This window comes from Pilimelia terevasa (genome assembly GCF_014647915.1).
Lineage (GTDB): Bacteria > Actinomycetota > Actinomycetes > Mycobacteriales > Micromonosporaceae > Pilimelia > Pilimelia terevasa.
Genome location: NZ_BMQC01000004.1, coordinates 37,326 through 49,729, shown reverse-complemented (window position 1 = coordinate 49,729; position 12,404 = coordinate 37,326). Strand labels below are relative to the sequence as shown.

Below are 12,404 nucleotides of genomic sequence, written 5' to 3'. Positions count from 1 at the left end.
GACCGGCGGCTCAGGCGGGCGCCTCGTCCTCCTCGGACTCGCGCTGCACGAAGCCCTGGACCGGGGCGTCCTCGGGCTCCTTCTCCTCGGCCTCGCGCTGGACCTGCGGCCCCGCCTCGCCGGCCGGCACCGGCGCGGCGGTGGCCATCACGCGGTCGGCGGTGGCCGCGGCCTCCCGCTCGAACCGGTCGCCCGGGTCGCTCACCGCGACCCCGTCCCCGGTCGGGGTCCCCTCGACCGGGCCGCCCCGCTGCTGCACCACGTGGGTCAGCTCGTGGGCGAGCACGTGCCGGCCGGGGTCCGAACCGGGGTCGTACCGGCCGGCGCCGAAGACGATCTCCGAGCCCACCGTGTACGCCTGGGCGTGCACAGCCCGCGCGGAGTCCGCGGCCCGCCCGTCGGTGTGCACCCGCACGTCGCCGAAGTCGTGCCCGAGCCGCTCCTCCATGTCGGCGCGCACGTCGGCCTCCAGGGGGCGGCCGCCGCCGTTGCCGACGACGTCCAGTACGGGAGAGCGGCCCCCGATCGCGCCGGTCACGCCGGCGTTGCCGGCCAGGCACTGCATCCGCAGCATCGCCTCCGCGCCGATCAGCTCCGACCGGCCGGTGACCAGCCCCAGGTACCCCGCCCCCGCCGGACCCTCGGCGTCGAGCCGCCGGGTGCCCTCGTGCTCGGCCTCCGGCGGCGCGTGGTCGCCGCGGGGCCGCTGGTGGTCGTCGCCGCGCCTGCGCATCCCGGCTCCCCTCTCCCGTCCCCTCCACCGTGCCACCATCCGCGCCGGGGACAACCGCCGGCGGCCCGGCCGTCGGTGCCCACCTGCCTGCACCTACGGGCAACGGCCGACCGCGGCCGGCCTGGTCAGACCCCGGCCAGGGCGTGGTACGGGCCGAACTCCCCCTCCAGGCACAGCCGCCCCAGCTTGCGGTACTCCCGGGCGACGGCGGTGATCAGGTCGGTCATCGTGACCGGGCGGTCCGCGTCGGCGGCCAGGAACGCCGCCGCCAGCGCCGCCGACCGGATGTTGCCGCCGGACAGCGTGAACGCCCGCGCGCAGAAGTCCAGGTCGACGTCGCCGTCGCGGGGTACGGCCGGGCCGAGGCAGCGCTGCCACAGTTCGGCGCGCTGCCGCGCGTCGGGCACGGGGAAGTCCGCGACCACGTCCAGCCGCCGGGTGAAGGCGTCGTCCACGTTGGCCCGCAGGTTGGTGGTGAGGACGGCGAGCCCCTCGAAGCTCTCCATCCGCTGGAGCAGGTACGCGCTCTCGATGTTGGCGTACCGGTCGTGGGCGTCGCGCACCTCGGAGCGCTTGCCGAAGATCGCGTCGGCCTCGTCGAACAGCAGCACCCCGTTGACGCCGGCCGCCTCGGTGAAGATGCGTTCGAGGTTCTTCTCGGTCTCGCCGACGTACTTGTCCACGACGGTGGCCAGGTTCACCGCGTACAGGTCCAGCCCCAGCTCCGCCGCCACCACCTCGGCCGACATCGTCTTGCCCGTCCCCGAGTCCCCGGCGAACAGGCCGGTGATGCCCCGGCCCCGCCCGCCGCCGGGGCGCATCCGCCACTGGTCCATCACCCGCTCCCGCAGCCGCGCCCGGGCGCACAGCTCGCGGAGCTGGGCGAGCGTGGCCGGCGGCAGGACCAGGTCCGCCCAGCCGACCGTCGGCGTGATCCGGCGGGCCAGCCGCTCCAGGCCGGCCGCGTTCTCGGCGCGGGCACCACGGCGCAGGTGCTCCGCGCCGACCGGTACGCCGTCCAGGGCGGCCGCCAGCGTCGCCGCCCGCGCGGCGCGGGCGATCTGGGCGGCGCCGAGCCGGAAGTGCGCGGTGGCGCCGGCCGGGTCCAGGCCGGCGGCCAGCCGGCCGTCCAGCGCGGTGCGCCAGGCCGCGGCGCGGACGTCGTGGCCCGGCGCGGCGACGTCCAGGCGCAGCGGCGGCGTGTCGTGCAGCCCCGGGTCCCAGCCGCCGGTGCCGGTGGCCAGCACCGGCGTGCCGGCACCGGCGGTCAGCGCCCGGACGGTCGCGGCGTCCAGCGCCTCCACCGGCCCGACCACCAGCCCCGCCGCGCCCAGCAGCGCCTCGCGGACCAGCGCGGCGGCCAGCCGGGCGGGCTCGGGTGCGGCGGCCAGCCGGTCCGCGGCGACGACCAGCGCGGCGCGCCCGGCGGCGGCCAGCGCCGCGGCGGCCAGGCCGGCGGCGCACCCGCCGACCTGTTCGCGCAGGTGGACCAGCCGGACCCCGCGCCGCAGCGCCGCCGCCAGCGGGCCCGGGTCCGGGCCGGCGGGCGGCGGCGCGGGCGCCAGGAGCCCGGCCACCGCCGGGTCGGGCCGGTCGTCGCCGAGCAGGTGGGCGGTGACCCGGTCGGGGACGCGCAGCGGGCGGGTCAGGGCCGGCCGGTCGGGTTCGTCGACCGCGACGAGGCCGGCGGCGACCAGCCCCCCGTGCGGCCCGAGCCGGGCGCGGCCGGCGGCGTCGGCCTCCGCCCGCCCGCACAGCCGCAGGGCGAGGCCGACGCTGGCCCGCCGCCGGCTGACGTCGTCGTTGAGGTAGCCGAACAGGCCCTCGAACCGGCTGTCCAGGTCGGGGGCGAGCGCGATCAGCAGCAGTGCCAGGTCCAGGCCGTCCAGCCCCGCCGCGCCGCCCAGCGCGGCGAGCCGGCCGTCCGCGGCGGGCGGGGTCCCGGCCGCCAGCGGCTCCCGCGGCGCGTCGAGCAGGGCGTCCACGGCGTCGTCGGACAGGTACAGGCCACGGAACGGGTCGTCGGCCTGCGGGTCCCCCCGGCGGCGCTCGGCCACCAGCGCGGCGACCCGGGCGCGCAGCGCGGCGAGGTGGCCCAGCAGCGCGTCGGTCACGGGTGGGCGCCCCGGCGCATCGCCACCCGGTCGCCCTCCCCCGGCGCGTGCCGGACCGGCCCGTCGTCGCCCACCGTGAGCTGCATCCCCTCGCGGGCCGGCGGCGCGGCCGGCAGCGCGGCGGTGGCCTCCAGCGGGGCGCTGACCACGATGTCCAGCGACGGCTTCAGCTCGCCGCCCAGGGCGGTCCAGACGTCGGCGAACGAGCGGTCCTCCGGCGGCGGGAGGGCCACCGTCAGCGGTACCGGCAGGCCCAGCTCGGCCAGCCGGCCCGCCAGCAGCGGCGGCGGGACGCTCTCGTGCGCCAGGAACGCGGCCACCAGGTCCGAGAGCAGGCGGTGCTCGTCCTCGGGGCGCTGCGTCCAGGCGGTGAGCAGGTAGGACAGCTTGAGGTACCGGGGCGGCCGGTGCCGGGCCACCACGACCCCGCCGTCGCCGTACTCGTTGAGCAGCCCCCGGGTCCGGCGGCGCAGGTCCTCGCGGATGTCGTACAGGTACAGGTTGACCGTCGGCGCGTTGCGCCGGGCGGCCCACTCCTTGGTCGGGGCGTCGAACACGACGGCGACGTCGGTACCGCGCAGGGCCTGCTCGCTGACGAGCCGCCGCAGCGCCTGGTCGATTTCGTGGATCACGACGTCCCCCGTCCTCAGCGGAACACGAACTCGGGCGGCCCGAGCGGGCGCGGCCGGACCAGGAACGCCGCCCGTACCGCGCGGAACGCCGGCCCGGCCGCCGGGTCGGCGACCAGCGGGCGCGGACCCACCTGGTCGCGGCGCAGCACCAGCATCGGCGCGCGGAACGTACCGTCGGCCCCGACCACGACCGGGTCCATCGTGGGCGTCACGCCCCGCGCCCAGCGCAGCCGCACCGCCGCGCCCGGCGGGAAGTCCTCGCCGACCACCTCGGTGACGAAGCCGGGCGGGCCGATGGCCGGGCTCGGGGTCAGCCGCGGCACCAGCACCCGCAGCGGCACCGCGGCCTGGTTGTCGTCGAGGTCCCCCTCGGGCAGGTCCGCCGCGGCCACCCCGACGGCGGTGCTGTCGCCGGCCCGGTCCGGCCGCAGGGTGAAGGTGAGCGTCCGGGTCTCCCCCGGCGCCAGCGTGCCGAGGTCGCAGCTACGCAGGCCGTCGCCGCAGCCGGCGGGGGCCGCGACGACCGGCAGCGGCAACCCCGGCCGCAGCACCGCCGCCACCGGCTCCGGGAAGCCGCTGTGCACGGTGAACCGCAGCGCGACGTCCCCGCCGCCGAGGTAGGCCACCGCCGGGTCGGCGGCGGCGCTCAGCGAGAGGTCCTCGGCGCCCGCGGCGGCCGGCCCCACGCTGACCGTGGCCGTCGCGGTGTCGTCGTCCGGCCGCGGGTCGGCCGAGGCGGCGCCGACCCGCGCGACCACCTGGTGGACGCCGCCGTCGGCGCCGCGCACCCGGATCCGCCGCTCGGCCGCGGACCGGCCCGCCAGGTCCCCGAGCGGGCACCGCGGGCGCGGCAGGACCGCGCACGGGCCGGCGTCCAGGACGACCAGGCCCGGCGGCAGCGTGAGGTCGACCGCGACCCCCCGGGCCGCGCCGGGGCCGAGGTTGGCGACGGCGGCGACCAGGGTCGCGGTGCCGCCGAGGGCGACCTCCGCGGGCTCCGCCCGCAGGGTCAGGCGCAGGTCGGCCACCGGCTGGTAGGCCGGCTGGAAGTCCTCGGCTTCGTCCGGTTCGTCCTCGTCGTAGCCGGTGACGGCCGGGCCGGCGGCGACCGGCACGGTCCAGATGCGGGAGTCGCCGAACGTGGCCGGGGCGTCGGTCAGCCGCCGCCCGCCGAACGCGATCCGCGTACCGTCGGGCGACCACGCCGGGTCGCTCACCCGCGGTACCGGGTCGGCCAGCCGGACCGCCGCGCCGGTGCCGTCGGCGTCCATCAGCAGCAGCCGCCCGCCCTCGGTGAAGGCCAGCCGGCCGCCGTCCGGGGACCAGGCCGGCGCCCGCTCGTCCGGCGCGGTACAGGCGCAGTCGTGCCCGGGCGCCAGGGTCAGGTCGCGGTAGTCGGCCAGCGTGACCGCGTCGCCGGCCCCGACTCCGACCCCCACCGTCACCACGTGGCCGCCGTGCGGTCCGGCGCAGCCCGGCGCGGGCGTGCCGCCGCCGACGACCTCCCGGACGAACGCCAGCCGCGCACCGTCGGGCGACCAGGCCGGCTGGAGGTCGCGCGTGGTCCCGGGGCAGGCGTCGACCGTGGCGGCCCGCACGGCGCCGTCGGCGACCCGGGCGACGACGACCTCGGCGGCCGCGCCGTCGGGGCGCTCGCGGGCGAAGGCCAGGAAGCGGCCGTCCGGCGACCAGGTGGGGTCGTCGTACCAGGCTCCCGCGGGCGGGCTGAGCAGGATCCGCGCGCCCCGGCCGTCGGCGGCGGCGACCGCGATGCTGCGGCGCGCGGGCGTGCCGGCGCCCGGCGCGCCGGTCTCCGGTCCCACCGCGTACGCCAGCCGGCGGCCGTCCGGGGCGTACGCCGGGGCCAGCTCCGCGTGGTCGCGGTCGGCGGTCAGCGGGGCCGGGCCGGTGCCGTCGGCGCGCATGTCCCACAGGTCCGGGCCGCCGTCGTCCCCGGCGTCGGCGGTGGCCTCCCAGCGCAGGAGGGCGCCGCCGTCGTCCGCGCTGTAGTCGGGGTGCCGCTCCGGCTGGCCGGGCCGCGCCGCGTCGGCGAGGGCCGCCGTCGGCGGCAGCACCGAGGCGCGCGAGTCCCGCGGGTGCCGGTAGATGTCGCCGGCCGGGTCGGTCCGGTGCGTGGTGAACGCCAGCGCCGCGTCGTCGGGGGTCCAGGCGGGCTCGGCGGCGTCCCAGCCGGCGGGGGTCTGCCGGGTCTCGGGGCCGCCGGACTCCGGCACCGTCACCACCTCCGGCGGCCCGTACCGCGTCGTGCGGTACGCGATCCGGCGGGTCTGCGCGCGGCTGGCCCACGCCGGTTGGCCCTCGTCGGCGGGGCTGTCGGTCAGCCGCCGCGGCACCCCGCCGGTGCGCCGCGCGGTGAAGATGTCGGCGGCGGCGCCGGGGGCGGCCCCCTGGTACGCCAGCCGGTCGCTGTCCGGCGCCCAGCTCGGCCACCGCTCGTCGCCCACCGCGGAGGTGAGCCGGCGCAGCCCGGTGCCGTCCACGCGGACGACCCAGATGTCGAGGTCGCCGGCCCGGTCGGAGGCGAAGGCGACCCAGGCGCCGTCCGGGGAGAGGTCCGGCTCCCGGTCGGCGGCCGGGTCGGCGGCCAGCGGGACCGGGGTACCCGCGGCGATGCCGGCCGGCGGCGCCGCGCTCCCGCTCCCGCCGCCGTCATCGCCCTCGTCGTACCGGACGGTGCCGGCCGGGTCGTCAACGGTGTCGACGTACACCAGCGCGCCGGCCGCGCTGGAGGGCGCCGCCCCGACGCGCTCCGTCCCGTCGCCGCCGCCGCTGCCGATCACCGCCTGCCGGGAGCTGGCGAACGCCAGCCGGCCCTCGGCCGGTGCCGGCAGGGCGGCGCCGGCCGCGCCGGCCACGCCCACCGCGACCAGGCCCGCGGCGGCCAGAGCCGCGGCGCCGGCCGCCGCGGTGATCCTGCGGCCCCGCATCCGCACCACCCCCGCCCGCCCCGTGGTCGCCGACCGCGCCGTCGTCCGTGCCGTGCGCTCAGATCAGCCCCTGCCGCACCGCGTACGCGACCGCGTGGGAGCGGTTGCGCAGTTGCAGGCGGCTGGTGATGTCGTGCAGCACGTTCTTCACGGTCCGCTGCGAGTAGCACAGCTTCGCCGCGATCTCGGCGGTGTCCAGGCCGTCGGCGACCAACCGCAGCACCTGCACCTCGCGCTCGGCGAGCCCCGAGAAGTGCAGGCCGCGCGGGCTGAGGACCTGCCGCTGGAGCCGCCCGACCTGGTCGAGCAGCCGGCCCAGCAGGTCCGGCGGGACCGTCCCCTCCCCGGCGGCGGCGGCCTGGATCACGGCGACGAGCCGGTCCGCGCTGGCCTCGGCGCGGCGGACCAGGCCCGAGATGCCCGCCTCCACCGCCGAGACCAGGTCGGCGTCGGCGATCTGCGTGGCCACGAGCACCAGCCGCGCGGTCTGCGAGCGGCCCAGCGCGCGCAGTTGCTGCAGCGCCGCCTCGTCGACCGCCTCGGTGACCACGAGCGCCACCCGCGCCCGGGCGCTGTCCTCGGCGTCGATGACCAGGACCTCAGGCCGCGGCCGGAGCTGGCCGGCGAGGCCGACCTGGGAGATCGGGTCCTCGGCGAACACACATACCGGAATCCGGTCCATAGCCGTTCGTCCCCTTTCACCCGCGGTTCCCCGCGTCCCGAACGCCCCCGACGAGCGTACCCACGGGCACTCGGGCGGGACCGGGCCTTTGCCCAAAGGACCTGCGCACCGGCCGCCGGACGGCCCGACCTGCGAGCTGGTTGATACGCCCGCGGGGACTGCCCCGCAGGGCTTACCTTGGCGCCATGACGTTGACGACGACGTTGGCGACACTGGAGCCGGCCGACCCGAAGCTCCAGCCGGGCGGCGAGACGCAGTGCGCCCTCACCGTCCGCAACGCGAGCGCCGTGGTCGAGTCGTACCACCTGGACGTCGTCGGCCCCGCCGCCAACTGGGCCACAGTGGAGCCGCCCGACCTGACCGTGTTCCCCGGTACCGAGGGCCACGCGATGGTGACCTTCCGGCCGCCCCGGACGGCCGCCGCGCCGGCCGGCCCCCTGCCGTACGGCATCCGGGTGGCCCCCAAGGAGCACCCGGAGACGACCAGCGTCCCGGAGGGCATGGCGACCCTGCTGCCGTTCTGCGACACCACCGGCGAGGTCACCCCGCGCACCTCGCGGGCCCGCCGCACCGGGCACCACCAGGTGGCGATCGACAACCGCGGCAACACCCCGCTGACCATCGGCATGTCGGCCGTGGACCCCGACAACGCCCTGCGGTTCCGCATCCGCCCCACCGGCACGGTGCTGCCGCCGGGCCGCACGGTGCTGGCCCACCTGCACGCCCGCCACCGCGGGCTGCTGTGGCGGGGACAGCCGATCAGCCGGCCGTTCCAGGTCGTCATCACCGCCGACGAGGGCCAGCCGCCCACGATGCTGTCGGCGACGGCGATCCAGGAGCCGATCCTGTCCCGGGCCCTGCTGCGCGGCCTGGCGCTCCTGGTCGCCGCCCTGCTGGCCCTGGCGGCGCTGTGGGCGTTCGTGCTGCGGCCGGCCGTGGAGTCGACCGCGCGCGAGGCGGCCGCCGAGCCGGCCCGGCAGGCCCGGGTCCAGGCGGCCGACGCCGCCGCGCAGGCGGCGCGGGCCGAGGGCAAGGCGGAGGACGCCGCCCAGCAGGCGGCCGCGGGCAGCGGCGGGCGGCCGCCCGCCGCGCCCCGGCCGCTGCGCCAGCGGCTGGCGTCGGTGACCGCCCTGGGCGCCACCACTCTCCAGACGTACACGGTGCCCAGCCGCACCACCGTCTCGCTGACCGACCTGGTGATCCAGAACCCGCAGGGCGACCTGGGCCGGGTCGACGTCATCGCCGCGGGCGAGACGATGCTGACCCTGTCGCTGGCGAACTTCCGCGACCTGGACTACCACTTCGTGTCCCCGGTCGCCGTCGCGGCGGCGCAGACCGTGCAGTTGCGGGTCGTCTGCCAGCGGCCGGGGCCGCTGCTGGCCGGCGAGAACGGCGAGGCGTGCCGGGAGTTTGTGTCCCTCACCGGTACCGCGCAGCCGACCCGCTGAGGCCGGCCGGCGCCGCGGGCCTCAGACCCAGGCCGCCTCCTCGGCGATGCCGCACACGGCCACCAGGCGCAGCAGGTGCCAGGGGGCCGCGGCCCAGTCCAGGCGGGCCGGGTCGGCCTCGCCGGGTTCGGGCAGGAACAGGTTCATCCGGCGGGCGGCGGCGGTGACCGAGGCGGCGTAGCTCACCAGGCCCTCCGGCGTCATCGCGCGCCCGGCGCGCAGCAGCGCCTCGCGGACGTCGGCCGCGTGCTGGTCGACCCGGGCCAGGAAGCCCGGGTCGCCGAAGGCGTGGGTGAGGCCGTCGACGCCCACGCGGGCCATCAGGTCGTCGAGGGCGTCCTGTGCCCGGCCGAGGCCGCGCACGCAGGGCGGGCTTTCGGCGGTGCGGAGGTAGTCGCTGGTCATGTGCACAGACGCTAGGCGCTGTCGGCCGGCCGGGGAACCCGGGTAACCCAACGGCACCCGGGACCCACCCGGTCGACTCCCCGACACGCACCACAAACGGACACCAGACCGGTTTCGCCGTGAAATCCGGCTGACCAAACGGTGACTTTTGCGGGCCACTTTCCCCCTTTGGAGCGACTGCCGCCGGCCGCTACCGTCGACTTCCTGCCGACCGCCGGACGCCTGTCCGCCGCGGGCCCGGCGGGTCCGCCCCGGGGACCGGCCGGGGCGCGGACGGCACCCTGGGGGACGGAGCGCGCCATGCCAGAGTCGCACCGAAGGCGCCGCCGCCGGCCCGGCGACAGCCGGCCGGCGCCGGGTCGCACCAGCGAGCGGGCCAGCGACTCCGCGGGCGTGCACCGCTCCCACAGCCGCCTGCGCTCGCGCGGCGCGCTGGTCGGCGTCGCCGCCGCGGCGGCCCTGGCCGTCGGCGCGCCCATCGCCGCCCGGTTGCAGAGCGCCCCGCCGGCGGAGCACGTGATCGCCGACGCCCTCGACACGGAGTGGCCGAGCACCCCCGGGCCCGGACTCGACGTCCCCGACGCCGTACTGCCCTCCGCCAGCCTGCGCCCCGGTGCGCCCATCCGCGGCGCCAGCCCCAGCGCCCGGGCGTCCGCGAGCCCCGCGGCGTCCCGGTCGCCGTCGCGCGCGCCCGCTACCCGCCCGGCCACCCGGCTGGCGGGGCTCAGCTTCGAGGCGGAGTCCTCGACCAACGACCTCAACGCGGGCACCCGCATCCGCGCCGTCGGCGGCGCCTCCGGCGGCCTCGTCGTCACCGACCTGGGCGGCCGCAACAGCCTGGGTGTCCGGGTGCCCCTGTCCCAGGGCGGCGCCAGGCGGGTCACCATCCACTACGTGGCGGCGGGCACCCGGGCGGCCAACCTGAGCGTCAACGGCTCCTTCGCCGCCAGTACCGCGTTCCCGGGCACCGGCGGGCGGGTCGGGTCGCTCACGGTGCCGATCGCCCTGCGGGCCGGGGTCAACATCCTCGGCTTCAGCAACCCGGCGGGCGCGGCGCCGGACATCGACCGGGTCGTCGTGGCCCGGTAGGGCTCACTGGCCGACGCGCCGCAGCAGGCCCTCCTGGACGGCGCTGGCCACGTGCCGGCCGTCGACGGTGAAGAAGCGGCCGGTCGCCAGCCCCCGGGCGCCGTGGGCCGACGGGCTCCAGCAGTCGTACAGGAACCACTCGTCGGCCCGGAACGGCCGGTGGAACCACAGGGCGTGGTCCAGGCTGGCGCCCACCACGCCGCCCGGCCCCCAGGACTCGCCGTGCACCGCCAGGACCGAGTCCAGCAGCGACAGGTCCGAGGCGTACGTCAGCGCGCAGGCGTGCAGCAGCGGGTCGTCGGGCAGCCGGCCGTCCAGCCGCATCCAGACCCGCTGGTACGGGTCGCGGGGGCGGTCGCCGGGCGGCACCCAGCCCGGTTCGCCGACATAGCGCACGTCGATCGGCCGGGGCATCGTCGCCCAGTACCCGGCCCGCTCCGGGTACCGCGCCAGCCGCTGCGCCATCGTCGGCAGCTCCGCCGGCCCCGGTACCTCCAGCGGCGCGGGCGCCTGGTGCTCCAGCCCCGACTCGGCCCGGTGGAACGAGGCCGACATGAAGAAGATCGGCCGCCCGTGCTGGACCGCCACCGACCGGCGGACGGAGAAGGAGCGCCCGTCGCGCACGTTCTCCACCTCGTAGGCGATCGGCGCGGCCGGGTCGCCGCCGCGGACGAAGTACCCGTGCAGCGAGTGCACCGCCCGGCCCGGGTCGACCGTGCGCCCGGCCGCCACCAGCGCCTGCCCGGCCACCTGCCCGCCGTACACCCGCTGCGGCCCGACCTGCGGCGACCGCCCGCGGAAGGTGACGTCGCCGACCTGCTCCAGGTCCAGCAGCGCCAGGAGGCCGTCGACGGCCTCCTGGCCGGTCACCGGACCGGGGGCGCTCACGCGGTCGGCGCCAGCGAGCCGACCCGGTGCACGCGCAGGGTGTTGGTGGATCCGGGCGTGCCCGGGGGGCTGCCGGCGACAACCACGACGAAGTCGCCGGGCCGGGCCCGGCCCAGGTCGAGCATCGCGTGGTCGACCTGGGCGAACATGGCGTCGGTGTGCTCGACGAACGGCACCAGGAAGCTCTCCACGCCCCAGCACAGCGCCATCTGGTTCCGCACGTCCTCCACCGGCGTGAACGCCAGCAGCGGCAGGTCGCAGTGCAGCCGGGCCAGGCGCCGCACCGTGTCGCCGGTCTGGGTGAACGCGACCATCGCCTTGGCGTCGACGTTGAGGGCGATCTGGGTGGCGGCGATCGTCAGCGCGCCGCCGTGGGTCCGCGGGGAGTGCTGCAGGCGCGGCACCCGGATCTCCCCGGACTCGGTGGTGGAGACGATCCGGGACATCGTCTCCACGGTCAGCCGCGCGTGCCGGCCGACGCTGGTCTCGCCCGAGAGCATCACCGCGTCGGTGCCGTCCAGTACGGCGTTGGCGACGTCCGAGGCCTCCGCGCGGGTGGGCCGGGCGTTCTCGATCATCGAGTCGAGCATCTGGGTGGCCACGATGACCGGCTTGGCCAGCTCGCGGCAGAGCTGCACGGCCCGCTTCTGCACCAGCGGCACCTGGTCCAGCGCCATCTCCACGCCCAGGTCCCCGCGGGCGACCATCACGCCGTCGAAGGCGTGGACGATCGCCTCCAGCTCGTCCACCGCCTCCGGCTTCTCGACCTTGGCCAGTACCGGCCGGCGCACCCCGACCTCGTCCATGATCTTGTGAACGAGGTCGATGTCGGCGGCCGACCGCACGAACGACAGCGCGATCAGGTCCGCCCCCAGGCCCAGCGCGAACCGCAGGTCCTCGGTGTCCTTGTCCGACAGCGCCGGGACGCTGACCGCCACGTGCGGCAGCGAGACGCCCTTGTGGTTCGAGACCGGCCCGCCCTCGGTCACCAGGCAGCGGATGTCGGGGCCGGCGACCTCGCGTACCTGGACGGCCACCTTGCCGTCGTCGATCAGCAACCGGTCGCCGACGCGCACCTCGTGCGGCAGCTCCCGGTAGGTGCAGGAGACGCGGTCGTCGGTGCCCTCGACCTGCTCGCCGGTGATCACGACCGCGTCGCCGGTCCGCCACTGCGCGGATCCGCTGGCGAACCGGCCGAGCCGGATCTTGGGTCCCTGGAGGTCGGCGAGGACCCCTACCGCCCGGCCGGTGTCCGCGGCGGCCTGCCGCACCAGCCGGTACACCTGCTCGTGGTCGGCCTGCGTCCCGTGGCTGAAGTTGAGCCGGGCCACGTCCATCCCGGCGTCGACCAGGCCGCGCACCCCCTCGGCCGAGGCGGTGGCAGGGCCGATCGTGCAGACAATCTTCGCGCGTCGCATCACCCACCCAGGCTAGCGCCGCGATCACCGCAGCGCTGGCAACCGGG

10 protein-coding genes are annotated in these 12,404 nt (G+C 77.8%); 2 read left to right on the top strand and 8 right to left on the bottom strand.

Translation table 11 applies throughout. The annotated features are described in order from the left end of the window. Positions 1–10 precede the first annotated feature (10 nt). The 5 genes from IEY75_RS07285 to IEY75_RS07265 all read right to left on the bottom strand — a co-directional run bounded on the left by IEY75_RS07285 (position 11) and on the right by IEY75_RS07265 (position 7,109). Positions 11–733, bottom strand: coding sequence for an eCIS core domain-containing protein (locus IEY75_RS07285; RefSeq protein WP_189113458.1), 723 nt, complete (start codon positions 731–733; stop codon positions 11–13). Positions 734–858: 125 nt separating this feature from the next. Then, a complete protein-coding gene (locus IEY75_RS07280) occupies positions 859–2,847 on the bottom strand; it encodes an ATP-binding protein (RefSeq protein ID WP_189113457.1) in 1,989 nt (662 codons plus the stop codon). Next, positions 2,844–3,479 carry a Pvc16 family protein gene (locus IEY75_RS07275; RefSeq protein WP_189113456.1) on the bottom strand — a complete coding sequence of 212 codons (636 nt, stop codon included), beginning with the start codon at positions 3,477–3,479 and terminating at the stop codon, positions 2,844–2,846. The genes IEY75_RS07280 and IEY75_RS07275 overlap by 4 nt, the downstream gene beginning before the upstream one ends. A 14-nt stretch (positions 3,480–3,493) precedes the next feature. Next, a complete protein-coding gene (locus IEY75_RS07270; protein ID WP_189113455.1) occupies positions 3,494–6,427 on the bottom strand; it encodes a DUF11 domain-containing protein in 2,934 nt (977 codons plus the stop codon). Between the two features lie 58 nt (positions 6,428–6,485). After that, positions 6,486–7,109, bottom strand: coding sequence for a response regulator transcription factor (locus IEY75_RS07265; protein ID WP_189113454.1), 624 nt, complete (start codon positions 7,107–7,109; stop codon positions 6,486–6,488). A gap of 185 nt (positions 7,110–7,294) precedes the next feature. On the opposite strand from IEY75_RS07265, the gene IEY75_RS07260 reads away from it, so the two are divergent. Then, the gene (locus tag IEY75_RS07260) at positions 7,295–8,557 is read left to right on the top strand and encodes a COG1470 family protein (protein ID WP_189113453.1); all 1,263 of its coding nucleotides are present in this window, start codon (positions 7,295–7,297) and stop codon (positions 8,555–8,557) included. Between the two features lie 21 nt (positions 8,558–8,578). Here IEY75_RS07260 and IEY75_RS07255 read toward each other — a convergent pair whose 3' ends face one another. Further along, on the bottom strand, positions 8,579–8,962 hold the full coding sequence (locus IEY75_RS07255) for a DUF6401 family natural product biosynthesis protein (RefSeq protein ID WP_189113452.1): 384 nt from the start codon (positions 8,960–8,962) through the stop codon (positions 8,579–8,581). Between the two features lie 300 nt (positions 8,963–9,262). Here IEY75_RS07255 and IEY75_RS07250 point away from each other — a divergent pair, with 300 nt between their 5' ends. Beyond that, entirely contained in the window at positions 9,263–10,051 is a 789-nt protein-coding gene (locus IEY75_RS07250) for a carbohydrate-binding protein (RefSeq protein WP_189113451.1), read from the top strand. A 3-nt stretch (positions 10,052–10,054) separates the two neighbouring features. Here the strand turns inward: IEY75_RS07250 and IEY75_RS07245 are convergent, their stop codons facing one another. Together IEY75_RS07245 and pyk are read right to left on the bottom strand one after the other, a co-directional pair. Beyond that, positions 10,055–10,939 carry an acyl-CoA thioesterase gene (locus tag IEY75_RS07245; RefSeq protein WP_189113450.1) on the bottom strand — a complete coding sequence of 295 codons (885 nt, stop codon included), beginning with the start codon at positions 10,937–10,939 and terminating at the stop codon, positions 10,055–10,057. Next, the gene (gene pyk / locus IEY75_RS07240; RefSeq protein ID WP_189113652.1) at positions 10,936–12,357 is read right to left on the bottom strand and encodes a pyruvate kinase; all 1,422 of its coding nucleotides are present in this window, start codon (positions 12,355–12,357) and stop codon (positions 10,936–10,938) included. Before pyk ends, IEY75_RS07245 begins: the two co-directional genes overlap by 4 nt. Positions 12,358–12,404: the final 47 nt, after the last annotated feature.

Bases quoted from the DNA above. Each gene is read 5' to 3' on its own strand.
- IEY75_RS07285 (WP_189113458.1), bottom strand. From the start codon at position 733: ATGCGCAGGCGCGGCGACGACCACCAGCGGCCCCGCGGCGACCACGCG.
- IEY75_RS07270 (WP_189113455.1), bottom strand. From the start codon at position 6,427: ATGCGGGGCCGCAGGATCACCGCGGCGGCCGGCGCCGCGGCTCTGGCC.
- IEY75_RS07265 (WP_189113454.1), bottom strand. From the start codon at position 7,109: ATGGACCGGATTCCGGTATGTGTGTTCGCCGAGGACCCGATCTCCCAG.
- IEY75_RS07260 (WP_189113453.1), top strand. From the start codon at position 7,295: ATGACGTTGACGACGACGTTGGCGACACTGGAGCCGGCCGACCCGAAG.
- IEY75_RS07255 (WP_189113452.1), bottom strand. From the start codon at position 8,962: ATGACCAGCGACTACCTCCGCACCGCCGAAAGCCCGCCCTGCGTGCGC.
- IEY75_RS07250 (WP_189113451.1), top strand. From the start codon at position 9,263: ATGCCAGAGTCGCACCGAAGGCGCCGCCGCCGGCCCGGCGACAGCCGG.
- pyk (WP_189113652.1), bottom strand. From the start codon at position 12,357: ATGCGACGCGCGAAGATTGTCTGCACGATCGGCCCTGCCACCGCCTCG.